The organism is Burkholderia sp. KL41 (assembly GCF_057005415.2).
The window spans coordinates 1,267,010-1,292,142 of sequence record NZ_CM174447.1 but is presented as its reverse complement, the minus strand read 5'-3'; the positions used below and the strand labels follow the sequence as shown (position 1 = coordinate 1,292,142).

At 68.2% G+C, this 25,133-nt stretch carries 23 protein-coding genes; 14 read left to right on the top strand and 9 right to left on the bottom strand.

Features of this window, described 5'->3' with window-relative positions:
* Nucleotides 1-171: 171 nt before the first annotated feature.
* Nucleotides 172-1,191: an AraC family transcriptional regulator gene (locus tag PQB87_RS23355; RefSeq protein ID WP_059686122.1), complete on the top strand. Its 1,020-nt coding sequence runs from the start codon at nucleotides 172-174 to the stop codon at nucleotides 1,189-1,191.
* A 23-nt stretch (nucleotides 1,192-1,214) separates the two neighbouring features.
* On the opposite strand, the gene PQB87_RS23350 is transcribed toward PQB87_RS23355, so the two are convergent.
* A complete protein-coding gene (locus PQB87_RS23350) occupies nucleotides 1,215-1,397 on the bottom strand; it encodes a hypothetical protein (RefSeq protein WP_489243989.1) in 183 nt (60 codons plus the stop codon).
* Here PQB87_RS23350 and PQB87_RS23345 point away from each other — a divergent pair.
* The 3 genes from PQB87_RS23345 to PQB87_RS23335 all read left to right on the top strand — a co-directional run bounded on the left by PQB87_RS23345 (nucleotide 1,396) and on the right by PQB87_RS23335 (nucleotide 3,969).
* On the top strand, nucleotides 1,396-1,941 hold the full coding sequence (locus PQB87_RS23345; RefSeq protein WP_489243988.1) for a GNAT family N-acetyltransferase: 546 nt from the start codon (nucleotides 1,396-1,398) through the stop codon (nucleotides 1,939-1,941). The genes PQB87_RS23350 and PQB87_RS23345 overlap by 2 nt on opposite strands.
* Nucleotides 1,942-2,028: 87 nt before the next feature.
* Nucleotides 2,029-2,865, top strand: coding sequence for a MerR family transcriptional regulator (locus tag PQB87_RS23340; protein ID WP_021156869.1), 837 nt, complete (start codon nucleotides 2,029-2,031; stop codon nucleotides 2,863-2,865).
* Between the two features lie 123 nt (nucleotides 2,866-2,988).
* Nucleotides 2,989-3,969 (top strand): sulfonate ABC transporter substrate-binding protein, encoded by a 981-nt coding sequence (locus PQB87_RS23335; RefSeq protein ID WP_048022540.1) that lies wholly within the window; start codon nucleotides 2,989-2,991, stop codon nucleotides 3,967-3,969.
* Nucleotides 3,970-4,246: 277 nt separating this feature from the next.
* On the opposite strand, the gene PQB87_RS23330 is transcribed toward PQB87_RS23335, so the two are convergent.
* Nucleotides 4,247-5,680 (bottom strand): CoA transferase, encoded by a 1,434-nt coding sequence (locus PQB87_RS23330; RefSeq protein WP_175829892.1) that lies wholly within the window; start codon nucleotides 5,678-5,680, stop codon nucleotides 4,247-4,249.
* A gap of 103 nt (nucleotides 5,681-5,783) precedes the next feature.
* Here PQB87_RS23330 and PQB87_RS23325 point away from each other — a divergent pair, with 103 nt between their 5' ends.
* The gene (locus PQB87_RS23325; protein ID WP_489243985.1) at nucleotides 5,784-7,082 is read left to right on the top strand and encodes a citrate synthase family protein; all 1,299 of its coding nucleotides are present in this window, start codon (nucleotides 5,784-5,786) and stop codon (nucleotides 7,080-7,082) included.
* A 258-nt stretch (nucleotides 7,083-7,340) separates the two neighbouring features.
* On the opposite strand, the gene speB is transcribed toward PQB87_RS23325, so the two are convergent.
* Nucleotides 7,341-8,309, bottom strand: a complete 969-nt coding sequence (speB, locus tag PQB87_RS23320) for an agmatinase (RefSeq protein WP_048022543.1) — start codon at nucleotides 8,307-8,309, stop codon at nucleotides 7,341-7,343.
* 410 nt (nucleotides 8,310-8,719) lie between these two features.
* On the opposite strand from speB, the gene PQB87_RS23315 reads away from it, so the two are divergent.
* From PQB87_RS23315 to PQB87_RS23295, 5 genes are all read left to right on the top strand, one after another.
* Nucleotides 8,720-9,391 carry a lysoplasmalogenase gene (locus tag PQB87_RS23315; protein WP_048022562.1) on the top strand — a complete coding sequence of 224 codons (672 nt, stop codon included), beginning with the start codon at nucleotides 8,720-8,722 and terminating at the stop codon, nucleotides 9,389-9,391.
* A gap of 246 nt (nucleotides 9,392-9,637) precedes the next feature.
* The gene (locus tag PQB87_RS23310; protein ID WP_048022544.1) at nucleotides 9,638-11,227 is read left to right on the top strand and encodes a flavin-containing monooxygenase; all 1,590 of its coding nucleotides are present in this window, start codon (nucleotides 9,638-9,640) and stop codon (nucleotides 11,225-11,227) included.
* 21 nt (nucleotides 11,228-11,248) lie between these two features.
* Nucleotides 11,249-12,184 carry an SDR family NAD(P)-dependent oxidoreductase gene (locus PQB87_RS23305; protein ID WP_489243982.1) on the top strand — a complete coding sequence of 312 codons (936 nt, stop codon included), beginning with the start codon at nucleotides 11,249-11,251 and terminating at the stop codon, nucleotides 12,182-12,184.
* On the top strand, nucleotides 12,181-13,086 hold the full coding sequence (locus PQB87_RS23300; protein WP_153489306.1) for a metal-dependent hydrolase: 906 nt from the start codon (nucleotides 12,181-12,183) through the stop codon (nucleotides 13,084-13,086). The genes PQB87_RS23305 and PQB87_RS23300 overlap by 4 nt, the downstream gene beginning before the upstream one ends.
* Before the next feature lie 4 nt (nucleotides 13,087-13,090).
* On the top strand, nucleotides 13,091-14,002 hold the full coding sequence (locus PQB87_RS23295; RefSeq protein ID WP_153489304.1) for an alpha/beta fold hydrolase: 912 nt from the start codon (nucleotides 13,091-13,093) through the stop codon (nucleotides 14,000-14,002).
* Here the strand turns inward: PQB87_RS23295 and PQB87_RS23290 are convergent.
* The gene (locus tag PQB87_RS23290) at nucleotides 13,957-14,517 is read right to left on the bottom strand and encodes a putative glycolipid-binding domain-containing protein (protein WP_153489303.1); all 561 of its coding nucleotides are present in this window, start codon (nucleotides 14,515-14,517) and stop codon (nucleotides 13,957-13,959) included. The genes PQB87_RS23295 and PQB87_RS23290 overlap by 46 nt on opposite strands.
* Before the next feature lie 257 nt (nucleotides 14,518-14,774).
* On the opposite strand from PQB87_RS23290, the gene PQB87_RS23285 reads away from it, so the two are divergent.
* From PQB87_RS23285 to PQB87_RS23270, 4 genes are all read left to right on the top strand, one after another.
* Complete coding sequence (locus PQB87_RS23285) at nucleotides 14,775-15,668, top strand: urea transporter (protein ID WP_489243979.1); 894 nt, start codon at nucleotides 14,775-14,777, stop codon at nucleotides 15,666-15,668.
* The gene (locus tag PQB87_RS23280) at nucleotides 15,643-16,419 is read left to right on the top strand and encodes a class II aldolase/adducin family protein (protein WP_027789355.1); all 777 of its coding nucleotides are present in this window, start codon (nucleotides 15,643-15,645) and stop codon (nucleotides 16,417-16,419) included. Before PQB87_RS23285 ends, PQB87_RS23280 begins: the two co-directional genes overlap by 26 nt.
* 59 nt (nucleotides 16,420-16,478) lie before the next feature.
* Nucleotides 16,479-16,667, top strand: coding sequence for a 4-oxalocrotonate tautomerase (locus PQB87_RS23275; protein WP_021161485.1), 189 nt, complete (start codon nucleotides 16,479-16,481; stop codon nucleotides 16,665-16,667).
* A 195-nt stretch (nucleotides 16,668-16,862) separates the two neighbouring features.
* On the top strand, nucleotides 16,863-21,704 hold the full coding sequence (locus PQB87_RS23270; protein ID WP_489243977.1) for an NAD-glutamate dehydrogenase: 4,842 nt from the start codon (nucleotides 16,863-16,865) through the stop codon (nucleotides 21,702-21,704).
* A gap of 65 nt (nucleotides 21,705-21,769) precedes the next feature.
* Here PQB87_RS23270 and PQB87_RS23265 read toward each other — a convergent pair whose 3' ends face one another.
* From PQB87_RS23265 to PQB87_RS23245, 5 genes are all read right to left on the bottom strand, one after another.
* On the bottom strand, nucleotides 21,770-22,630 hold the full coding sequence (locus tag PQB87_RS23265; RefSeq protein ID WP_111940713.1) for a class I SAM-dependent methyltransferase: 861 nt from the start codon (nucleotides 22,628-22,630) through the stop codon (nucleotides 21,770-21,772).
* Nucleotides 22,631-22,637: 7 nt separating this feature from the next.
* Nucleotides 22,638-22,988: a VOC family protein gene (locus tag PQB87_RS23260; RefSeq protein ID WP_060061464.1), complete on the bottom strand. Its 351-nt coding sequence runs from the start codon at nucleotides 22,986-22,988 to the stop codon at nucleotides 22,638-22,640.
* A 1-nt stretch (nucleotide 22,989) separates the two neighbouring features.
* Complete coding sequence (locus PQB87_RS23255) at nucleotides 22,990-23,166, bottom strand: ribbon-helix-helix protein, CopG family (protein ID WP_489243975.1); 177 nt, start codon at nucleotides 23,164-23,166, stop codon at nucleotides 22,990-22,992.
* An 87-nt stretch (nucleotides 23,167-23,253) separates the two neighbouring features.
* Nucleotides 23,254-24,084, bottom strand: a complete 831-nt coding sequence (locus PQB87_RS23250; protein WP_060061463.1) for an arylamine N-acetyltransferase family protein — start codon at nucleotides 24,082-24,084, stop codon at nucleotides 23,254-23,256.
* A 120-nt stretch (nucleotides 24,085-24,204) separates the two neighbouring features.
* Nucleotides 24,205-24,891, bottom strand: a complete 687-nt coding sequence (locus tag PQB87_RS23245) for a hypothetical protein (protein ID WP_489243974.1) — start codon at nucleotides 24,889-24,891, stop codon at nucleotides 24,205-24,207.
* Nucleotides 24,892-25,133 lie beyond the last annotated feature (242 nt).

The following is a 25,133-nucleotide window of genomic DNA, read 5'->3' as shown; positions in this document are numbered from 1 at the left end:
TTCCCCGGCGGGGACGGGACTATCCGATTCTTGCGAAACTTTCGACAAGCCTGACAAAGATCAATATCATCCTTTCAGGATATCTCGCTCACAAGAGAAACCGATGTGGCACGACGCGCATCCGCGGCCAGCTGATGTGCTGCGCGAAAAACGCCACGCAGGAGACGCCCCATGCCCCTCACCCCGAATGCGGACGCATTGTCCGCGCTGTATCGGAATTGCGTGTTCCGATCCGGCCTGCGCACGGATGCGCACGAGCAGGTCTCGCTGGAACTGGCCGAGCATGCGCTGCGCTGGAAGCAGGGCGTACCCGACGCAGCGCTGTTCAAGGGGCAACTGAATCACCTGAGCGTCTACGCGCTGCAGTACGGCGCCGAGGTCGAAGTCGCCCCGCGCCCGTTCGACGGCTTTTCGCTCGTCCACACGTCCCTCGCGGGCGGCGCCGAAATCGAGTGCGACGGGCACGTGATGGGCGTGTCCGAAGGGCGCACCGCCGTGCTGGCACCGACGTCGCGCATCCGCCTCCGCTGGCGAACCGGCACCCGGCAGCTGATCGTCAAGGTGCCCGATTCGCTGATGCGCGCAGTCTGCGGCCGCCGGCCCGACGACGCGGCGCCCGGCCTCGCGCCAGGCTTCCTGTTGCCGACGGCGCTTGCGTCGCAGTGGGATCTGATCGCGCAGTCGCTGCTCAACGTGCTCGCCGTTGCCGACGACGGCGGCATACGGGCCGAATGGCGCGACCACTTCGAACAGAGCCTCGCGCTGTTCCTGCTCGTGCATTGCCCGCCGTCGCCCGCCGCCGTGCAAGCCGGCCCGGCGCTGCAAGCACGCGGCGCCCCCGCGCAAGCCGGATCGCGTGGCGACATCCGGCAGATGGATGCGCTGCACGAATTCATCCACGCGCGGCTCTGCGCGCCGATCTCGCTCGAGGATCTCGCCCGCGCGGCCGGTGTCAGCCTGCGGACGCTGAACGTGCTGTGTCGCCGCTATCACGGCGCGACCCCGATGGAGCTGCTGCGCAACATCCGGCTGGACGCCGCGCGCGTGCAGTTGCTGACCGACCCGGCCGCCAGCATCACCGATACGGCGCTGACGTTCGGCTTCGGGCACCTCGGCCGCTTTTCCGCCTACTACTTCGCCCGCTTCGACGAGTTGCCGCGCGACACGCAGAAGAAGCGGGCGCCGAACTGAACCCCGCGGCGCCGGACACGCGGTTACCGCCGCAGTCGCCGCCGCTCGCCGCTCGCCGCTCGCCGCTCGCCGCTCGCCATCGCCATCGCCATCGCCATCGCCATCGCCATCGCCATCGCCATCGCCGCAGCCACCGCTTTACGCGCCGGGCATTCGCCCGCATAGTAGTGGTTTTCCCGCACCCCACCCTGTCGCTCCGTCGCCATGTCCATCTCGCCAGCCGCCTGCGTCGTCCGCGACGCGATCGACGCCGATCTCGACGCGATCCACGCGATCTATGCGCACCACGTGCACCACAGCGTCGCCTCCTTCGAGGAAACGCCGCCCGACGTCGCCGAACTACGCGCGCGCCGCGACGCGGTACTGGGCCACGGGCTGCCGTACCTCGTCGCCGAATGCGACGGCCGCGTGGCCGGCTACGCATACGCGACGCCGTACCGCGCGCGTAGCGCGTACCGCTTCACGATCGAGGATTCGATCTACATCGACGATGCGCAGCGCGGGCGCGGGATCGGCCGCGCGCTGCTCGCGGCGCTGATCAAACGCTGCGAGGCCGGCCCGTGGCGGCAGATGATCGCGGTGATCGCCGATGGCGGCACCGGCGGCTCGACGTCGCTGCATCACGCGTTCGGCTTCGAGCCGGCCGGCATGCTGAAGGCGGCCGGTTTCAAGCACGGCCGCTGGATCGATACGGCGCTGCTGCAGCGGCCGCTCGGCGACGGCGCGCGCACGCTCCCCGTCTCGCCATAAGGTCCGGTCATGCGAATGACCGGCTCGCGCCGGCCCTTCATGCGCGTGAACGGACCCTGGCGCGCCACGTCGCGCTAGAATGGCCGCATGTCAAAACAGACTCATTCCACACCCGACGAGGCCGCGCCGGACTCCCGCAACGAGTACACGGTCGACGAGCTTGCGCGCGTGTCCGACACGACCGTGCGCAATGTCCGCGCGTACCAGGATCGCGGCTTGCTCGCGCCGCCGGAAAAGCGCGGCCGCGTCGGCATTTACGACGACACGCACGTCGCGCGCCTGAAGCTGATCAACCACCTGCTCGCGCGCGGCTACACGCTGTCGAACATCCAGGACCTGATCAAGGCGATCGACGAAGGCCACGACCTGCGCTCGATCCTCGGCCTCGAAAACGCGATCGGCGGCCGCTGGTCGCACGAACTGCCGAAAACCTATTCGCTCGCCGCGCTCGCGCAGATGTTCGGCCCGCAGGCGACCACGCAGTTGTCTCGCGTCACCGAACTCGGCCTGCTCGAACGGCGCGGCCTGTCGTTCGTCGCGAAGAGCCCCGCGCTGCTCGAAGCGGCGGCCGCGATGACGAAGGAAGGCATCCCGCCGCGCGAGCTGCTCGACGTGATCAGCCTCGCGCGGCCGCATTTCGACGCGATCGCGCGGCTGCTCGTCGATCTCGTCGTGAAGCGGCTCGACCGCTACGACGCCGGCACGCTGCCGCCCGCCACCGACGTGCCCGAGCTGGTCGACGCGATCTGGCGCCTGCGTCCGCTCGCGGCCGTGTTCGTCGAAGGCGAGACGAACCGCGCGCTGGAAACCGCCGCGAGCGCCTATCTCGGCGGCCGCGTCGCGACGATCCTCGACAAAAAGCTCAGCGACGAGGCCGCACGGCAGTCCGGCACGCCGGCATCGGAACACGACGACGAAGCATAGGCGCACCGCCGTCATATTCATATCGGCAATGCTTCGTTTGCGGGCGCGACCGCCCATGCGACGATTCTTCCAACCGAGCGGCACAGCCGCTCGCCCGAAGACGTTTTGCATGGAGTCCGTTCGATGATTCGTTTCACCCGCTGGATCGCCCGCACCGCCGCCGTCACGCTCGTCACGCTGTCTGCGGCATCGGCCTTCGCACAAGGTAGCGCCGACAAGGTCGTGCGCATCGGCTACCAGAAGGCCGGCCTGCTGTCGGTCGTCAAGGCCCAAGGTTCGCTCGAAGCGCGGCTCAAGCCGCTCGGTTATGGCGTCCAGTGGTTCGAATTCCCGGCCGGGCCGCAACTGCTCGAAGCACTGAACGCGAACAGCATCGACTTCGGCTATACGGGCGCGCCGCCGCCCGTGTTCGCGCAGGCGGCCGGCGTGCACTTCGTCTACGTCGGCGCGGAACCGCCGGCGCCGCACAACGAAGCCGTGCTCGTGAAGGCCGATTCGCCGATCCGTTCGGTTACGGGCCTGCGCGGCAAGAAAATCGCGCTGCAGAAGGGCTCGAGCGCGAACTACCTGCTGCTCGAAGCCTTGCAGAAGGCCGGCGTGCGCTACGACGAAATCCACCCCGTGTACCTTGCGCCGGCCGACGCGCGTGCCGCGTTCGAAAGCGGCAACGTCGATGCGTGGGTCGTCTGGGATCCGTACTACGCGGCCGCGCAAAACACGCTGAAGGTACGCACGCTGTCCGACTACACGGGCCTCGCGGCGACCAACAACTTCTACGAAGCGACGCGGGACTTCGCGCAGCAGCATCCCGACGTGGTCGGCGCGATCCTGAAGCAGGCGCGCGAGACGGGCCTGTGGGTCAACGCGCATCCGGCCGACACCGCCGCGCTGATCGCGCCGAAGGTCGGCCTGCCGCAACCGCTCGTCGAGACGTGGATCAAGCGTGTCCCGTTTGGCGCGGTGCCGATCGACGACCGGATCGTCGCGGCCCAGCAAGGCGTCGCCGATGCGTTCTACGCGGCGAAGCTGATTCCGCAGAAGCTGAGCGTGGCCGACAACGCGTGGAGCGACAAGAGCATCGCATCCGCGCTCGCCGCGAAGTAGCGCGAACCCACGCTCGCACACGTCCATACGAAAAAGGCCGACGGGCACACTGCCCGCCGGCCTTTTCTGCACTGCCCGACGTTGCGGAATCCGGGCGGCGAGCAACTGCCCGCTTCGCCAACGTCCCCGCTCCGCGCCTCCATTGACCCGGTTGCTCCATGTGGTCACGTGCCGGCCGACGGTGTCGGCAGCCGTCCGGCCGTTCATCGCCTGTGCCTTCATCGCGTCACGTTGACCTTCCGGGCGGGCGGCGCCGAAGACCGGGAAACGCGCTTCCTCAAAGATCGTCGTTCGACGACAACCACCCGGGTTCATATGCACCCAGTGCACGTGCCGGATAAAACCATCGCAGCGGCGCATCGTCGATCTGCAATGGCGGGCGGAGCCGCGATGCCGGCCCCCACGATGTGAGCTCGACGTGGTCCGCCCGATCTCGCTGACCGTCGGCGACCAGTTCGACCACCTCGCTCATCGGCTCCGGGCGCAACTGCAAGACGGCCGCCGTGCGCGCCAGCGAGGCGCGGACCTCGGTACCGACACCCTGCGTCATTCGCGTCGTCAGCCCGCGGATGGCGGCCGTCGCCATCAGGTAGCCCGTCGCATGGTCGATCGCCTGGACCGGCAGGTTCACCGGTTCATCGCTGCCCGTCACGCGCATGCCCGCCTCGGCGATTCCCGTGCTCATCTGAATGAGGCTGTCGAAGCCGCGTCGGCAACGCCACGCGCCGGTCCAGCCATAGGCGTCGAGCGACACGTCGATGAGCGCGGGATTCAGTTCGCGCCGTTGCGCGGCATCGAGCCCGAGGCGCGCGAGCGCATCCGACCGGTAACCGTGCACGACGATATCCGCGCGGCGCAGCAACTGCCTGAGCGTATCGAGGTCCGCGGCATCCTTCAGGTTCAGCCGCGCACAGCGCTTGCCGAGGACGACTTCGGGCACCGTACCCGGTTCTTCCCAGCCGTACGGATCGATGCGCAGCACCTCGGCACCCAGGCCCGCGAGAAATCGTGTCGCCACGGGGCCGGCGAGAATGCGCGTCAGGTCGAGCACGCGAATGCCGCGCAGCGGCCGGTCGCTCGAAGGCCGCCACGCATGCGCGACGGCATCCGTCGCGGGATGAACGTGCAGCAACGGTTCAGTTGCGACCGCCTGCCCCTGCGGATGCCCGGCCCACTCCTGCGCCGAGTACATCGCCGCGGCACACCCGCCACGTTCGACGATCGCCGCCTCGAGCGCGCCGGCATCCCAGCGACTCACCGCCTGCGCGACCGACTCCGCATCGGCGGCACAGCCGAGTACCGACAACGCGGCCAGTCGATGATGCGGCGCGTTGGTGTGCAACCTGATCCAGCGATCGCGCGCCCGATAGTTGCCGGCCACCGGATCCCATTGAGGCGGCATCGTCCAGCCCTGCGGACGCAGCGACGTGCCGAACCACAGCGACGCCATGCGCCGGTCGACCTGTACCGCCGGCAACGTTCCTGCCGATGCATGCAGCAATTCGGCGACGGACGTCCCCGCCGCCCCGATTGCCGCCGCGGCCATGTCGGTTACGCGAAACGCGGAGACCAGTTCTCCGGCGCCGCTGAAGCTGCACGATTCGAGGAACGCCGGAGAGCCGCCGGCCGCCAGCCAGAACGTCCGCAGATGGCGCGACACCCGATCCTCGTCGTCCGTGGCCCGTTCCCGCGATATTTGATCGACACGCATGTTCGCCTCGCATGAATTAGGTGACGCAAAGATCGTCTCGCTCGCATTTGCTGTCAACGTTGATTATCCTGATCAACCTGTCGAACGATTCACTCTGCGCACGATGTCGAACTACCTGAATTCGACCGACGCCGCGGCAAGGCTCGGCGTCTCGCGGCAAACGCTTTATGCATACGTCAGCCGCGGCCTGCTTCGCGCGGAACCCGGCGGCAGCCACCGTGAAAGCCGCTACCTCGCGGCCGACGTCGACCGGCTCGCGGATCAACGCGCACGAGGCCGCAAGCCGAAGGAAGTGGCAAAGGCCGCGCTGAACTGGGGTGCCCCGGTGCTCGAATCGAGCATCACGTTGATCGACGGCGGCCGGCTCTTCTATCGCGGTACGGATGCGCTCGATCTCGCGAGCCGGGCGAGCCTCGAGGAAGTCGCGGCGCTGCTATGGCGAAACGACGAGCAGACCGCTTTCGGCCGCCAGGCCCCTGCTACGCCCGCGGTACTGCGAACGCTCTTCAGGCACTACGGCGACCAACGTGCCGAGCAGGCGCTGCTGCCGCTCTTCACCGTCGCGAGCGAGGACGCGCCGACGGCGATCTGGCAGCAATCGTCCGATCGTCACGCACAGGGCTGCGGCGATCTCGTGCGGATTCTGGCGGCGTGCCTGCTGCGCACCCGGATCGATACGGCCCCCGTCCACGTGCAATGCGCGCGGGCATGGGGCGTCGGGCCCGCGGGCGCCGAGCTGATCAGGGCGGCGCTCGTGCTGTGCGCGGATCACGAACTGAACGCGTCGAGCTTCACGGGCCGGTGCATTGCGTCGACGAACGCGAGCCTGCGGGCCGTCGTGGTCGGCGGCCTGGCCGGCCTGTCGGGCGAACGTCACGGCGCCACCACGGCGCGCGGCGAAGCGCTGTGGGACGAAATCGGCAATAAGGATGTCGAACGGAAAATGAGCGAGCGTCTCGCCCGGGGTGACGGCTTGCCGGGCTTCGGGCATTCGCTCTATCCCGACGGCGACGTGCGCGCGACGTACCTGTTGTCGCGGATCCTGCCGCGCCACCCTCAATGGAACAGGATGCTCGATGCAGGGAGCGCGCTCACCGGCCAGAAGCCCTCCGTGGATCTCGCGCTGGAGGCACTGCGCAGACATTTGCGGCTTCCCGTCGGTGCAGCATTCGGCCTGTTCGCACTGGGCCGCTCGATCGGCTGGATCGCGCACGGGCTGGAGCAGCGCGCGCAATCCGATCTCATCCGGCCGCGTGCGGTTTATACAGGAACATGGCCGGTTGGCACCGGTGTCGAGCCGGATCGCGCGCGATCCCGCGGACGATCGGGAAAGCAGCGAGCGACGCAGCATCGTGCTGCTCCGGTCGACGACATGCTTTCCGCTTTCTTCAGGAATCGATAGCTTTTCGCTCGATGACGCCGGCACGCAGCATCGGTGACACGCGAATGCCTCGCCGGCAGACGAAGGCAGCCACCCGCTGACGTTTCGCTGATGTCGCCAACGGATCGGCAAGAACCTTCCGCGGAATTCCCCGATGGCCTGTTGCCGGATCCACCGGATGCAAACGGCAATCGGCACACCGCGCATCGAGCCGAGCCCAGCCGAGCCGACAACGTGCGCGCGCCGCGCCGTCGGCACGCGCGCACCCGGCATGCCCGCTTACTTCAGCGCCCCCGCCACCTTCTTCTGCCGCCACAGACACAGCAAGTCACACGCGACATGCGCGGCCGCGATCGCCGTGATGTCCGCGTGGTCGTACGCAGGTGCCACCTCGACCACATCCGCACCGACCAGGTCGATCGCGCCGAGCGCGCGCACGATCGCGAGGGCCTGTGCCGACGACAGCCCGCCCGCGACCGGCGTACCGGTGCCGGGCGCGAACGCCGGATCGAGGCAATCGATGTCGAACGTCAGGTACGCGGGCCGCGCGCCGACGATGTCGACGATCCGCTCGACCGCCGCGCGCGCACCGTGGTCGTGCACCCACGCGGCATCGAGCCGCTCGATCCCGAGGAAATCGTCGTTCCACGTGCGGATGCCGACCTGCACCGACGTCGCGGGATCGATCAGCCCTTCCTTCACGGCCTTGTAGAACATCGTCCCGTGATTGAGGCTGTCCGGATCGTCGTCGGCCCACGTATCGCAGTGCGCGTCGAAATGGATCAGCGACAGCGGCTTGCCGTAGCGCTCCGCGTGCGCGACCAGCAGCGGATACGTGATGTAGTGGTCGCCGCCGAGCGTCAGCATCTTCGCGCCCGAGCGCAGGATCGTGCGCGCATGCTCGACGATCGCGGGCTTGATCGACAGCGGGTTGTGCGCGTCGAACCAGCAGTCGCCGTAGTCGACGGCCGCGAGATCGTCGAACGGGTTGAAACCCCACGGATACGGGTGAAGCTCCGCGAGCTGCACGCTCGCCGCGCGAATCGCGGCCGGGCCGAGCCGCGCGCCGGAGCGATAGGTCGTCGCGAGGTCGAGCGGCACGCCGGAGATCGCGACGTCGACCCCGTCGAGCGCGCGCGAATAGTTGCGGCGCATGAACGACAGCACGCCCGCATAGGTGTTTTCGATCGACGAGCCGTACGGCGTCGTGCGACGGATCGCGCCGTCGCCATGGAGAAGTTCGGTCATGGTCGGACCATTTTTCGTGGGGGCCGGCCCGCGCCGCGTTGCATCGACGCGCGGAGCGGGCACGGCATGGATTCATCGGGCACACACCGGCTTGCGCATCCTGTCACGCGGCCGGGCGGAACAACGACAACGGCAATACCGCGGCGATCATAACAAGCCGAATTGATGTCGTTGCCACGGCTCGACCGGGGCAACACGTCGAAGAAACCGGGTGAAGGCGTTCGCCCGTCGTGCGCGCGGCAACGCCGGATCGCCATGGCTGCGGCCAGGCGCCTTTGCGTACCCTGCCTGCCGCGTCCTAGAAGGATTCGCCGGTTTTCCCGCGCCCGTTCTTCCGGATAATGGCCGGCAGCCGCGCCCTCGACCGTGCGCCGTCCACCGCAGACAACAACAAACCGGAGACACCCGCCTTGATCGCCACGCTTCCCGCCACCTACCGCCGGCTCTGGCCGCTTGCCGTCGTCGCCGCGCTGCTGTACGGGCTGTCGCTCGCTGCCGCCCCCTATCCGGGCCAGGCCGCCGCGAAAGCCGCGATGGGCATCCTGCTGCTCGCGGCGGGCAGCACCTGCGGCGCGGCGCGCGAACGCGCGTGGCTGTGCGCGGCGCTCGTGACCGCCGTGCTCGGCGACGTGCTGCTCGCGCTGCCCGACTGGCCGCTGTCGTTCGTCCTCGGCCTCGGCGCGTTCCTGCTCACGCACCTGTGCTATTGCGCGATCTTCATGCGCTGGCGCGCACGGCCGCACGGCTGGCGCGTCGTCGCGCTCGTCGGGCTGTGGATCGCCGCCCCGGCGTTCTACGTGGCGTTCTTCCCGCACCTCGGCGAGCTGCTCGCACCCGTCGCCGTCTACATGCTCGTGCTCTGCGTGATGGCGAGCTTCGCGCTCGCGGCCCGCACGCGCGGCCCGCTGGTGGCCGTCGGCAGCCTGATCTTCGTCGGCTCCGATACGCTGATCGGCGTCGGCCGTTTCCTCGGCGGCTTTCCGGGCATCGAGTACCTGATCTGGGGCCTCTACGCGCTCGCGCAGGTCACGATCGTGGCCGGGGTTTTCCATGAGACGGCCGCCCAACCGATCCGTCCCTGATACCGTTTCAAACAGACCGCCGCACGCCGGCGGTCTCGTCCGCTCCCTCTCTTGCCCTGCCGACGGCCCTTTCCGCGCATTCCGCGATGCGGAAACCGGCCTGTTCCAAACCCCGCTCAGCCTTTTCCAGCCTGGCTTCCGGCCCTTAGAGCGCCGCTTCTAGCCTCTTGCGGTTTCCGGGTTCACCCACTATCGTTACATCAAACAATGTAACATTCGAAAATGAGCCAAATCGGAGACACCCGGATGAATGCTCGCACGTTGCCTTTCGGTCCGCCCGGCCACGACGGCCTGGACGAAACCATCGACATCGCCATCATCGGCACCGGCTTCGCCGGCCTCGGGATGGCGATCCGCCTGCGGCAAACAGGCGTGACCGACTTCGTCGTCCTCGAGAAGGCCGCGTCGGTCGGCGGCACGTGGCGCGACAATCATTACCCCGGGTGTGCATGCGACGTGCAATCGCACGTCTATTCGTTCTCGTTCGCGCCGAACCCGCGCTGGACGCGCATGTTCGCGCCGCAACCCGAGATCCGCGCATACCTGGAAGACTGCGTGCAGCGCTTCGGGATCGGCGCGCACCTGCGCCTGAACCACGAACTGCAGCGCGCCGAATACGACGACGCCGCGCAACGCTGGCGCCTCACGTTCGCGAACGGCAAGCGGCTGTCGGCACGCGTGCTGGTGTCCGGGATGGGCGGCCTGTCGCGCGCCGCGCTGCCGTCGATACCCGGCGTCGAGAACTTCAAGGGCCGCGCGTTCCACTCGCAGCACTGGGATCACGACTATGCGCTCGAAGGCAAGCGCGTCGCGGTGATCGGCACCGGCGCGAGCGCCATCCAGTTCGTGCCGCAGATCGCGCCGCGCGTGAAGGCACTCGCGCTGTTCCAGCGCACGCCGCCGTGGATCATGCCGAAGCCCGACCGCAACCTGACCGGGTTCGAGAAGTGGCTGTTCCGTACGCTGCCGTTCACGCAGAAGGCCGTGCGCAGCGGCATCTACTGGATGCTCGAATCGCGCGTGCTCGGCTTCGCGATCCATCCGTCGCTGATGAAGAACGTGCAGAAGCTCGCGCTGCGCCACATCCGCAAGCAGATTCCCGATCCGGAGCTGCGCAAGACCGTCACGCCGAACTACACGCTCGGCTGCAAGCGCGTGCTGATCTCGAACGACTACTACCCGGCGCTGTCGCGCAAGAACGTCGACGTGATCACGACCGGCATCGACCACATCGAAGCCGACGCGGTCGTGACGACCGACGGCCGCCGCCATGAAGTCGACTGCCTGATCTACGGCACCGGCTTCCAGGTGGCCGATCCGTTTCCGCGCGGCGCGATCATCGGCCGCGGCGGGCTCGACATCGTCGACGCATGGCGCGACGGCGCGCACGCGTATCTCGGCTCGACGCTCCCCGGCTACCCGAACTTCTTCATGATCGTCGGCCCGAACACGGGCCTCGGCCACAACTCGATGGTGTTCATGATCGAGTCGCAGATCGAGTACATCCTCGGCGCATTGCAGGCGATGCGTCGCGAACGCGCGGATGCGATCGAGGTACGCCCGCTCGTCGAGGCGCAATTCAACAGCGACCTGCAGGGCAAGCTGAAAAAGGCGATCTGGTCGACGGGCGGCTGCAAGAGCTGGTACCTCGATCCGCGCACCGGCAAGAACACCACGCTGTGGCCGGGCTTCACGTGGCGCTTCCGCCAGGCGACCGCCCATTTCTCGATCGCCGATTACCACGCGTATCGCGCGCCGCAACTCGACACCACGGCGCAGCCCGCCGCCGCGCCGGCCGCTGCTGCTTCGACTTCGACTTCCGCCGAAGCAGCCTGAGCCAGACAAGGAGCAACCGACATGAGAGATTTCGCCAACAAGGTCGCCGCGATCACGGGTGCCGGCTCGGGCATGGGCCGCTCGCTCGCGATCCAGCTCGCACAGGCAAGCTGCCACGTGTCGCTCGCCGACAAGAACGGCGTGGGCCTCGCCGAAACCGAACGGATCGTCCGCACGATCGCGCCGAACGTGCGTGTCTCGACGCGCGTGCTCGACGTCGGCGAGCGCGATGCGATGTTCGCGTGGGCCGACGACACCGCGAAAGAACACGGCAAGGTCAACCTGGTCTTCAACAACGCGGGCGTCGCGCTGTCGAGCACGATCGAAGGGATGGACTACAACGATCTCGAGTGGATCGTGAACATCAATTTCTGGGGCGTCGTGCACGGCACGAAGGCGTTCCTGCCGTACCTGAAGGCATCGGGCGACGGCCACGTGATCAACACGTCGAGCCTGTTCGGGATCTTCGCGCAACCGGGCATGAGCGGCTACAACGCGACCAAGTTCGCGGTGCGCGGCTTCACCGAATCGCTGCGCCAGGAACTCGACATGATGAAGTGCGGCGTATCGGCGACCTGCGTGCATCCGGGCGGCATCCGCACGAACATCGCGCAGGCGAGCCGCGTGTCGAAGAACATGGTCGGCTTCATGGTCGCGAGCGAGCAGCAAGGCCGCGACACGTTCGAGAAGTTCTTCATCACGACCGCCGACGATGCCGCGCGCACGATCCTCGCGGGCGTGCGCAAGAACAAGCGCCGCGTGCTGATCGGCCGCGACGCGAAGGCCGGCGACTGGATGGCGCGCGTGCTGCCGTCCGCGTACCAGGCGCTCGTCGTGTTCGCGACGCGCCGCGAGGCCGCCCGCGCGCGCCGTGACGCCGCCCGCGGCACGCCGGCGCCCGCGCCGCTGCATGCCACCTACAACAATGCAGGCAATCAGGGAGGAGAACAATCATGACGACCCCGAACATGATGCCGGTGCGGCGCGACATCCGTTTCGCGCTGCCGCCGGAACGCGCGAAGGACTGGCATGTACAGGGCGTGCCGGTCACGCACTTCATGAACGCGCTGTCGCTGCTGTTCCCGGCCGGCGAACGCTTCTTCATGGACTCGGTGCGCAACTATCGCGACCGGATCGAGGATCCCGAACTGAAGAAGCAGGTACTCGGCTTCATCGGCCAGGAAGCGATGCACACGCGAGAGCACATCGAATACAACGACCTGCTGCAGTCGTCCGGCCTGCCCGCGCACAAGCTCGACAAGCGCCTGTGGACGATCCTCGGCTGGTTCAAGAAGGTGCTGCCGCATTCGATGCAGCTCGCGATCACGATCGCGCTCGAGCACTACACGGCGATCCTCGCGAACCAGTTGCTGTCGGGCCACGAGCACCGGATCGACGGCTCGGTCGAAGGCTACCAGCAGATGTGGATGTGGCATGCGATGGAGGAAACCGAGCACAAGGCCGTGTCGTACGACGTATGGACCACCGTGATGAAGCCGGGCCTCGGCAGCTACCTGCTGCGCACGGGCACGATGCTGACGACGACCGTGTTCTTCTGGACGATCGTGTTCGACTTCCACGTGCGCCTGATGCGCGCGCACCGTCGCGAACACGGCAAGTTCGGCGGCATGTGGCGGCTCGTGAAGTACCTGTACGGCCCGAAACACGGCGTGTTCCCGAGCATCGCGCGCGAATGGCTCGACTACTTCCGCCCCGGCTTCCACCCGTGGGACCACGACAACCACCAGTACCTGCAGGGGCTCAACACGCTGCTCGAGAACATCGACGCGACCAACGCGCGCTACGCCGCGCAAGCCGCCCCGCGCCGCGTGCCGCTGCACCCGGTTGCGCAGGCATGACGCCATGGCGCGCGCCCACGAGATGCTGACCGTCCAGTCCGGCGACGTGAAACTCGCCGTCTACGTGAGCGGGTCGCGTCGCGCCCCGCCGCTGATCCTCGTGCACGGCTACCCCGATTCGGCGGCCGTGTGGGCGCCGATCCGCGCGCGGCTCGCGAAGCGCTACCGCGTGATCGCGTACGACGTGCGCGGCGCCGGCGCGTCCGATGCACCGCGCCGCCGCGCCGACTACACGCTCGAACGGCTCGCTGGCGACCTGAAGGCCGTGGCCGACGCGACCTGCGGCGGCCGGCCGTTCCATCTGGTCGGCCACGACTGGGGCTCGATCCAGTGCTGGGAGGCCGTGACCGACCCCGCGTTCCGCGGCCGGATCGCGTCGTACACGTCGATCTCGGGCCCCTGCCTCGATCACGTGTTCCGCGCGAAGATGCGGCTCAAGCAGAGCCTGAAGTCGTGGTACATCGCGTTCTTCCACCTGCCGGTCGTGCCGTCGCTGGTGTGGCGGCTCGGCGGCGCGGCGCTGTGGCCGCGCTGGCTGCAGATCACCGAACGCGTGCGTGCCGAGCGCGATCCCGTGCAACTGAAGAATGCGCTGAACGGCATGCAGCTTTACCGCGCGAACTTCCTTGCGCGGGCGCGCAAACCGCGCGAACGGTATGCGCAGGCGCCGGTGCAGATCCTCGTGCCGGTGCGCGACCGCTACGTGACGCCCGAAATGTCGGTCGACCTCGACCGCTGGCTCGGCGACCACGTGCGCGAGGAAATCGACGGCAGCCACTGGGTCGTGCTGCGCCACCCCGACATCATCGCGTCGCGGATCGACCGCTTCGCGTCCGCGCAGGAGCGGCCGGCCGTCGAGAACGCCGCGGCTCAGCGGCCCGTCGGCGCCGGCAGGCGTCTGAACAGCGTCTCGTAGTCGATCACGAGCCCGTCTTCGTCGATGTCCATCTCGGCCGTGAAATTCCGGAAGATGCCTTCGTAGCGGTAGCGCCGGCCCGGCTCGATGCACGCGTAAGCCTGCTTGACCGGCGTGACCGTCAGGTCCGGCGTCGAGATGTACGCGACGTCGATCGGCCGCCGCTCGCCGCGCGCGAGCCCGAGGCGGCCGATCGGCAGCGCGTTCGTGAACGGCGTCGCCGCGATGTCGATGTCGATGCAGCCGTCGAGTTCGGGCAGCGCGCGGCCCGTGCCGTCGCGCCAGTGGCCTTCGCCGTCGCCGCGCAGTTCGAGCGTGCCGCCGCCCATCACCTTCAACACCGCATACGTCACGCGCCAGTGCGCGTCGCACTCGACGCGATACGCGAGCCCGTACGCACGGCCGTACCGCTGGCCGACCACCGCGCTTTCGACGACGATCCCGCCGCCGCTCCGGTCGAACGCCAGATGTTCGACCCCGTCGCCTTCGAGCGACGCCCATCGCACTTCACGCATCGTTCCCCCTCCCGGTTTCCCCGCTGCGGGACACTGTCGCACGAATCCACCGACGAAAACGCCGGCGGATGCCTGAATTCCCTCACCACGAAACGTTCGCCCCGAAAAACGCCAATGCAACGCCCGCCAGGACACGGCCAGCCACCCGCATTCCCCATTTCGGGGCAGCGCCGACAAATCCTGACTATCCAGAATTCCCTATTCCGGTGCATCGGATTGTGTCCTATGCTCGCGGCTCGTCCTGTTCCGCCGCCATCATGCCTATCGCCCGCCCCGCCTCGCCGTCGATCGACCTGCGCATTCTGCTGCGCGGCATCGGTCAGATCGTACTGCAGGCGAACGCGCTCACCGGCGCGCTGCTGCTCGCCGCGCTGGCGCTGACCGATCTGCGGCTGGCATGCGCGGCGCTGCTCGGCTCGGCCGCCGCCAGCATGACCGCCGTGCTGACGGGCGCCGAGCGCCACGACGTCGAACAGGGGCTGCACGGCTTCAACGGCGCGCTCGCCGCGCTGATCGCGGCGCTGTTCGCGCCCGCTTCCCTTGCGGCCGTCACGCTGGCGCCGCTGGCCGCGATCGGCGCGGCGCTCGTGCAGCGCGCGATGCGCATGCCGCTCGCCCGCTGGCGCCAGTGCCCGTATTCGAGCCCGTGCCTCGCCGTCACCGCGCTGTGGCTGCCGTTTGTCGCACCGCAACACGCGACCGATGCGATGGCCGGCGCGGCACTGACGCCGTCGTCCGTCACCGGCGCATTGCTGTCGGGAGTTGCTCAGACCACCTTCGCGCAAGGCGCATGGGCCGGCGCGCTGATCGTCGCGGGCCTCGCCGTCGCGTCGCGCCGCGCGGCCGCGTTCGCGCTCGGCGGCGCGATCGTGTCGACCGTGCTGCTGCTCATGCTCGGCGCGACCGGCGCGCTGTTAGCCGACGGCCTGCTCGGCTTCAACGGCGCGCTCGCCGCACTGGCGCTGATGTCGCGCGGCCCGCGCGCGGCACTTGCAGCCGCCGCACTCGCCGCGCTGATCCAGTGGCTCGCGATGCGTGCCGGCGTCCCCGTGTTCACGGCGCCGTTCGCCCTTGCATCGTGGGTGACCGTAGCCGTCGCGCGCCGCCTCACCTTCGGAGAACCCGATGTCGTCATTCGCACACCGTCCTGATGCCGTGAAACCCGGCGGCCCGATCTCGGACGCCGAACGCCGGCTGCGCGTCGACCTCGCCGCCGCCTACCGGCTCGTCGCGCTGAACGGCTGGGACGACCTGATCTACACGCATCTTTCCGCGACCGTGCCCGGCGAGCCCGGCCACTTCCTGATCAATCCGTTCGGCCTGACGTTCGACGAGGTCCGCGCATCGAACCTCGTGAAGATCGACCTGGCCGGCAACCGGATCGGCGCCGGCGAGCACGCGGTCAACGTGACGGGCTTCGCGCTGCATGCGGCCGTGCATGCCGCCCGCGCCGACGCCGTCTGCGTGATGCATCTGCACAATACGGCCGGCATCGCCGTATCGATCCAGCGCGACGGGCTGCTGCCCGCGTCGCAGCACGCGCTGCGCTTTCACGGCGACCTCGCGTACCACGACTACGAGGCGCTCGCGTTCTCGCCGGCCGAAGGCGCGCGGCTGACCGCGAGCCTCGGCGCGAAATCCGCGATGCTGCTGCGCAACCACGGCACGCTGACGGTCGGCCGCACCGTCGCCGAAGCCTATGTGCTGATGGACACGCTGATCAAGGCCTGCGATATCCAGGTGCGCGCGCAGGCCGGCGGCGGGCCGCTCGTGCTGCCCGACCCGGCGGTGGCCGACCGCACCGCCGAACAACTGCGCGACGGCGGCGCGATCGAGGGCGAACTGGAATGGCCGGCGCTGCTGCGCCGGCTCGACCGGATCGATCCGTCGTATCGCGACTGACGCCGCATCCCTGGCCGCGATCGCGGCCGAACCCGACACACTCAACCGGAGCACTTGTCATGCCGACTTTCAATATCCAGCTCTTCGAAGGCCGCACCGTCGAACAGAAGCGCGAATTCGTCGAAGCAATCACGCGCGTCACGTGCGAGACGCTCGGCTGCGAGCCGGGCGCGGTCGACATCATCCTGACCGACGTGAAGAAGGAGAACTGGGCGACGGCCGGGAAGCTGTGGAGCGACGAGCGCTGAACGTCACACCCGGCGATGCTTGAACACCCGCCTGCATCGCACTGATACATCACCTGCGGCGCCCGCCAGGCGGCGCTGCAGGCGGCTTCCTTCTCCGCTTCCCGTTGTGCGCGCGCACATCGCATTGTCACGCGATCGGTGCATATAATGCGGCTCAGACGCAGCAGCCGATGGCCACCCGACGAGGAGACCGCCATGGAAGCGAAGAACGAGGAAGTCGTCGCACACCTGCTCTCGGACGTCGTCGAATTCGCGCGCGGGCGCCTGCCCGAAGCCACGTTCCGGATCGTCGAACCCTTCCTGCGTCATTACTACGATTTCGCCGATGCCGACGATCTGCAGAGCCGCAGCATCGCGGATCTCTACGGCGCCGCGATGGCGCACTGGCAGACCGCCCAGAAATTCGTGCCCGGCAGCGAACGGCTGCGCGTGTACAACCCGATCCTCGAACAGCACGGCTGGCATTCCGACCACACGGTCATCGAGATCGTCAACGACGACATGCCGTTCCTCGTCGATTCGGTGACGATGGCCGTCAACCGCCTCGGGCTCGCGCTGCATTCGGCACTGCACCCGGTGTTCCGCATCTGGCGCGGCGCCGATGGCGGCATCGAGCGCGTCGATGCGGGCGGCGCGACGCCCGGCGACGGCCAGTCGCAGCTCGCGTCGTTCATCCATTTCGAAGTCGATCGCTGCGGCGATGCCGCGCTGCTCAACACCTTGCGCAACGACATCGCGCACGTGCTCGGCGACGTGCGCGCATCGGTGGAAGACTGGCCGAAGATCGTCGACATCGCCCGCGCGACGATCAAGGAGATGAAGGCGCGCGAATCGACCGCGGAAGACATCGAGGCGCGCGCGTTCCTCGAATGGATGGCCGCCGATCACTTCACGTTCCTCGGCCAGCGCGACTACGCGCTCGTGTCCGACGGCACGGGCTTCGGGCTGCGCGGCATCGAGGGCACCGGCTTCGGCATCCTGCGCGAATCGCTGCGCACGTCCGGCGCCCCCGACGTCACGCCGCTGCCGCAGGCCGCCGCCGACATCATCACCGGCCCCTGGCCGATCTTCCTGACCAAGGCGAATTCGCGCGCGACCGTGCACCGGCCCGGCTATCTCGACTACGTCGGCGTGAAACTCGTCGGCGCCGACGGCAAGGTCGCCGGCGAACGCCGCTTCATCGGGCTCTATACGTCGACCGCCTATTTCGGTTCGTATACCGAGATCCCGATCGTGCGCCGCAAGTGCGCGAACATCGTGCGGCGCGCGGGCTTCCTGCCGAAGGGCCATCTCGGCAAGTCGCTCGTGACGGTGCTCGAAACCTATCCGCGCGACGAACTGTTCCAGGCCGACGAAGACCAGCTCTACGACATCGCGCTCGGCGTCCTGCGGCTGCAGGAACACCAGCGCACGCGCCTGTTCGTGCGGCGCGACCGCTTCGACCGCTTCGTGTCGTGCCTCGTGTTCGTGCCGCGCGACAAGTACAACACCGACCTGCGCCGGCGCATCGCGAAGCTGCTCGTCGATGCGTACAACGGCGTGAACGTCGAATTCACGCCGCTGCTGTCGGAATCGGCGATCGCGCGCATTCATTTCGTCGTGCATGCGGAACCGGGCACGATGCCCGACGTCGACACGCGCGAGCTCGAAACGCGGCTCGTGCAGGTCACGCGCCGCTGGCAGGACGATCTCGCCGACGCGCTGCTCGACGCCTTCGGCGAAGAGCAAGGCAACCGGCTGCTGCAGCGCTATGCCGATTCGTTCCCGGCCGGCTACCGCGACGACTATCCGGCGCGCACGGCCGTGCGCGACATCGAGCTGATCGAGCGGGTGAAGGATTCGGGGCAGCTCGCGATGAACCTGTACCGGCCGATCGAGGCGGAAGCGCGTGCGTTCCGCTTCAAGGTCTTTCGCGCGGGCGACCCGATCGCGCTGTCGCGCAGCCTGCCGATGCTCGAGCATCTCGGCGTGCGCGTGGACGAGGAGCGGCCGTACCGGATCCAGACGCAGGACGCCGCGCATGCGTGGGTGCACGACTTCGGCCTCGAGCTCGCGGACGACACCGAATTCGACATCGAGCGCGTGAAAGGCCTGTTCGAGGATGCGTTCGACCAGATCTGGAGCGGCCGGATCGAGAACGACGACTTCAACCGCCTCGTGCTGCGCGCCCATCTGAGTGCGCGCGAAGTGACGATCCTGCGCGCGTATGCGAAGTATCTGCGGCAAGTCGGCTCGACCTTCAGCGACGCATATATCGAGCGCGCGCTGACCGGCAACCCGGCGATCGCACGGCAGCTCGTCGAGCTGTTCCTGCTGCGCTTCGACCCGGCCACCGGCGACACGCGCGACGTGCAGGCCGAGCGGCTGCTGAAGGCGATCGAAGGCGCGCTCGACCAGGTGCCGAACCTCGACGAAGACCGCATCCTGCGGCAGTTCCTCGGCGTGATCAACGCGACCGAGCGCACGAACTACTTCCTCGTCGACGCAAACGGTGAGTCGAAACCGTACCTGTCGTTCAAGTTCAATCCGGCGAAGGTGCCCGGGCTGCCCGAACCGAAGCCGATGTTCGAGATCTGGGTGTACTCGCCGCGTGTCGAGGGCGTGCACCTGCGCGGCGGGCGCGTCGCGCGCGGCGGCCTGCGCTGGTCGGATCGCCGCGAGGATTTCCGCACCGAAGTGCTCGGGCTGATGAAGGCGCAGATGGTGAAGAACGTCGTGATCGTGCCGGTCGGCTCGAAAGGCGGCTTCGTCGTGAAGAACCCGCCGCCGCCGAGCGATCGCGAAGCGTGGATGCGCGAAGGCATCGCGTGTTACCAGACCTTCCTGCGCGGCCTGCTCGACCTGACCGACAACCTGGCCGGCAACGCGATCGTGCCGCCGCCCGACGTGGTGCGGCACGACCCCGACGATCCGTACCTGGTGGTCGCCGCCGACAAGGGCACGGCCACCTTCTCCGACTACGCGAACGCGATCTCGCACGAATACGGCTTCTGGCTCGACGACGCGTTCGCGTCCGGCGGCTCGGTCGGCTACGACCACAAGAAGATGGCGATCACCGCGCGCGGCGCGTGGGAATCGGTCAAGCGCCACTTCCGCGAGATGGGCATCGATACGCAGACGACCGACTTCACGGTGGTCGGCGTCGGCGACATGTCGGGCGACGTGTTCGGCAACGGGATGCTGCTGTCGCCGCATATCCGGCTCGTCGCCGCGTTCGATCACCGGCACGTGTTCCTCGACCCGAACCCCGATCCCGCGACGAGCTTCGCGGAGCGCGCGCGCATGTTCGCGCTCGAACGCTCGAGCTGGGCCGACTACGATCCGGCCGCGATCTCGTCGGGCGGCGGCGTCTATCCGCGCACCGCGAAAACGATCCCGCTGTCGCCCGCCGTGCAGGCCGCGCTCGGCATCGACGCGCACGCGCTGCCGCCGGCCGAGCTGATCCGCGCGATCCTGCAGGCGCCGGTCGACCTGCTGTACAACGGCGGCATCGGCACCTACGTGAAGGCGGCGCGCGAAACCCACCTGCAAGTGGGCGACCGCGCAAACGACGCGGTGCGCGTGAACGGCGCGGATCTGCGCTGCAAGGTCGTCGGCGAAGGCGGCAACCTCGGTTGCACGCAATTTGGCCGGATCGAGTTCGCGCAGCGCGGCGGCCGCATCAACACCGACGCGATCGACAACTCGGCCGGCGTCGATTGTTCGGATCACGAAGTCAACATCAAGATCCTGCTCGGGCTCGTCGTGTCCGACGGCGAGATGACCGAGAAGCAGCGCAACGCCCTGCTCGCGGAGATGACCGACGAAGTCGGGCTGCTCGTGCTGCGCGACAACTACTACCAGACGCAGGCGCTGTCGATCGCCGGTCGTTATGCGGTCGAGCAGCTCGATGCCGAGGCGCGCCTGATGCGCTGGCTCGAACGCGCGGGCCGCCTGAACCGCGTGATCGAATTCCTGCCGACCGACGACGAAGTCGCCGAACGGCAAGCCGCGAAGCTCGGCCTCACGTCGCCGGAACGCGCGGTGCTGCTCGCGTACAGCAAGATGTGGCTGTATGACGCGCTGCTCGAATCCGACGTGCCCGAGGATCCGCTGGTTGCCGCGATGCTCGTCGACTACTTCCCCAAGCCGTTGCAGCAGCGCTTCAGCGAACCGATGCGCCGCCATCCGCTGCGCCGCGAGATTCTCGCGACGCATCTGACCAACGCGCTCGTGAACCGCGTCGGCTGCGCATTCGTGCATCGGCTGATGGAGGAAACCGACGCGAAGCCCGGCGACATCGTGCGGGCGTGCATCATGGCGCGCGACGTGTTCGACCTCGATGCGGTGTGGCGCGACATCGATGCGCTCGACAACCGCGTCGCCGACGACGTGCAGGCGCGCATGTTCGTCGACGTCGCGCGCCTGCTGGAACGCGCGGCGCTGTGGTTCCTGCGGCATCTGCAATCCGGCGCGGTGGCCGACGGCGGCGTCGCCGAGCTGATCGCGCGCTGCCGCGACGCGGCCGAGCGGCTTGCGCCGCAACTGCCGTCGCTGTTGCCGGCCGATGATCTCGAAGCGCTGTCCGAGCGGCAGCGCGTGCTGGTGGAAGCCGGCGTCGACAGCGCGCTCGCGGTGCGCGTCGCGAGCGGCGACATCTCGGCCGCGCTACTCGACATCGCCGAAGTGGCCGCGACCAGCAACCGCAGCCTCGAACTCGTCGCGGGCGTGTATTTCTCGCTCGGCACGCTGCTCAATTACAGCTGGATCGGCGAGCGCGCGGCGACGCTGCCGACCCCGACGCACTGGGACATGCTGGCGCGCGCGGCCGCGCTCGCGGAAGTCGCGCGCCTCAAGCGCACGCTCGCGGCGAGCGCGCTTGCGGAATCGCCGGATTCGACCACGCCGGAGACGATCGTCGGCGCGTGGCGCGCGCGCCGCGAAGCCGCGCTCGCACGCTACGAGCACCTGCTCGCCGACTTGCGCGCGTCCGGCGGCGCGAGCCTCGCGGTGCTGCTCGTGGTCGTGCGGGAAATGGCCGTGCTCGAACGCGCGTGACCAGGCTGGCCGGTTCCGCGTGACCGGAACCGGCGCGCTGCCGGCATGCTTGCGTACGCGCGAGGCTAGACCGTCGCGACCAGCAGTTCCTCCGCGTTGTTCGGCGGCCTGAGTCCGTCCGCACGATCCGCGAAATAGCGGCGCGTCAGTTCGGCAGCCGAAACGTGCTCGGTCTTCGTGAAGCCGGCCTCCCGCGCGAGCGCCTGCATCTGCGCCGGCATGAAGAAGCTGATGAACGGCGTGCCGCTTGCGCGCGCGCCCTTCGCGGCCATTTCCAGCCCCGGACGCACGTCCGGATCGGCATTTTCCAGCGGCAGCAGGAACGTCATCGCGAGCGTCGAGCCCGGCGCGAGCGAGGCGACTTCGCGCAACGCGGCCGCGTTCGCCTCGCGCGTCAGGTACATGCTGACGCCGGTGGACACGACGACCGCCGGCTTGCCGGCATCGAAGCCCGCACCGACGAGCGCCGCGCGCCACGACTGTTTCGCCTCGAAATCGACCGGCACGAAACGCAGCCAGTCGGGCACGCCGAAACCCAGCTCGACGAGGCGCCGTTGCTTCCAGCGCTGCGGCGCCGGCTGGTCGACTTCGAAGACGGTCACACGCGACGCCATGTCGGGCCGACGCTGCACGAAGCTGTCGAGCCCTGCGCCGAGGATCACGTACTGGCGCACGCCGCGCGCGGCCTGCTCCACCACGAGATCCTCGATGAAGCGCGCCCGCGCGACGATCGACGCGCGAAACGGCCGCGTGAACTGCGGATCCATGTCACCGCGCTGCTGCCAGCCGGGTTCCGGTGCGAGCAATTGCCGCCCGACTTCGTCGGCGAGCACATGCGGCGGCGCATCGAGTTCGACGTGCAGCGCACGCCACAGCGCGACGCGCGCGGCGGTGCTGTCGGGGGCGCTTTCGCGGGGTTCGGTCATGTCGGCCTCACGCGCCCTGCTGCCCTGGCGCCTGCAGGCGCCACACGCGACCGTCCGGATCGCGTACGGTCATGTCGCGCGTGCCCCAGTGCGTGTCCTCGAACGGCGTGACGACGTCGACGATCGGCTGCGGCTGCACCGCCTGTTCATTCGGCACCTTGAGCACGACCTGCATGTCCGGCGTTTCGCCCGGCGGCACTTCGGCGATGAACAGGAAGGGGCCGTCGCCACGACGCAGCTGGCCCGAGTTGTGATCGGTTTCGAACTCCAGCGTAAAGCCCAGCGCCTGGAAAAACTTCGCCGACTTGCCCCAGTTGTGCGTCGTCAGGTACACGGCTTCGATTCGCTCGGATGACATGTCACTCCTCCTCGATGGACGGCCCCGCGCCCGGCTGCGGCGCGGCCAGGTACGCGCGCAATGCATCGGCCACCAGCGCGGACAGCGACTGCTCCGTTTCGATGGCGCGATGCTTGACCTGCCGGATCAGGCTCGGCGGCAGGTACACGTTGAATTGCTTCACTTCTTCGTCGGTCATGATGGCTAGTATGCTAGCAATCTAGCAAAAATCAAGTGCGGATGCAGCCCATTTGCGCGGGCCGCGATCGGGTATCGTGAGCCCGCGTTACGTCGCAGCGCGCGCCGCCAGCCGCGCGAACAGCGCGTCGAGATCGAATCCCGTCGTATCGATGCCGATCGTGTCGCGCAGGCACGCGCCCCATGCGGCCGCATCGTCGAACGTGACGGAGTGCCCGGCGCCCGCTGCATCGCGGATCGTCAGCGTGGTGTTGCGCAGCGCAGCGCGGCCGTCCGGCAGCACGCGGCATGCGATCAGGTTGTGCAGGAAGATCGATTCGGGATACGTCGACGTAAACCAGTTCGCGGCGTCGTAATCGATCCATTCGACCCGCTTCGACTGGAAGCGGTAGGTGGTCTGCCAGCCGTCGGGCGTCTCGAACTGCATGTCGAATTCACCGTCGACCGGCGCGGCGACGACGCGGAACGCGCCGTGCGGCGTCAGTTGCCGCTCGTCCGGCACGAACCGTAGCGGCGCGGTCAGCGTGGCGCTGCCGAAGCCGATGTCGGCGAGCCACGCCGCGCCGTCGAGATCGATGCGCAGCAGCATGTGCGTATGCGCGGTGGCGACTTCCGGCGGCTGCATCCAGCGCACACGCGCGATCATCGGCGTCACGCGAAAGCCGATCGTCGTGAGCGCGGTGTAGAACAGCTTGTTGAGTTCGAAGCAGTAGCCGCCGCGGCGGCGTTCGATCACCTTGTCGACGATCGCGGGCAGGTCGAGCGCGACGCGCGCGCCGGTCAGCGGATTGAGGTTTTCGAACGGAATCGCTTGCGGGTGCAGCAGGTGCAGCCGGCGCAGCACGTCGAGCGTCGGCTCGACCGGGCCGTCGTAGCCGATGCGGGAGAAATAGCGCGAGAGGTCGAACGAGTCAGTCATGAACCTGCACCGAAAAAAGGGACACGCCACGATAACATCGCGCGAAATCCCCATGTTGTGCGGGGCGATCTTCGTCGTCGCGCGCGATGCCGGCACAGCATCGCGCGGCCCCGCGCAACGTTACGGCAGCAGCTTCAGCGCGGACGATGCGACCGACGGCACCGAAATACCCTGGCTCGTCGCGAACTGCACGGCCTGGCTGAGCGTCGCCGCGAGCGACTGCAACTGGCCCGGCGCACTTTGCGCGATATATGACGCAGCCTGCATGTTCTGCGGGTTCAGGCCCGACTGCAACAGCGACGCCGCGCTCGTCGAGCCGAGATTGCCGAGCCCCGACTGCAGCTGCGAATACTGCGTGAGCCCCTGCCCGAGCGACGCGAGGCCGTTGCTGAACGCCTGCTTGTCGATCGGCCCGTGCGTCGCGCCGCCGCTCGCGAACGCCTGGCCGAGCGCCTGCGACACCGATTGCTGCGCGCCGCCCATCTGCGACAGCGCGGCCGGCGTCAGCGCATCGCCGCCGGCCAGCTGGCTCGCGGCCTGCTGCGCCTGCCCGGCCGCGCCGGTCAGGCCCATCGCCGACGCGAGCGAAGACTGGCCGGTCAGCACCTGCTGGTTCGCGCCGACGTAAGCCTGCAGCAATTGGGAAACGCCGCCCTGCGCGGGTGCCACCTGCTGCTGCCCGCCGCCGAGCAGCGACGCGCCGAGCGACTGCAGGTCGAGCTGCGCGTGTGCGGCGCCGCTTGCCAGGATGCCGAACGCGATGCCTGCCGAGGCCAGGTACCGGCCCGTCGCGCGAATGTGTTTCATGTGTGTTCCTCGTGCCGGAATGATCGAGGCCGATATTGTCGAAGCGCGCCGCGCGCCGCCGCAACGACTGAAACACATCGAAACGAAATCATGAGGCACGGAGGCTTGTAATTCCGCGGCCGGCGTACGCGCTCGAGTGGATTTGTCCCGGTTTGCCGCGCGATATCGCGCGTGTGCCGACATTCGTTCTCGAGGCGCATCAATGGCGGCGAATGTCGGCGTCTGCACGGTGACGCGGCCGG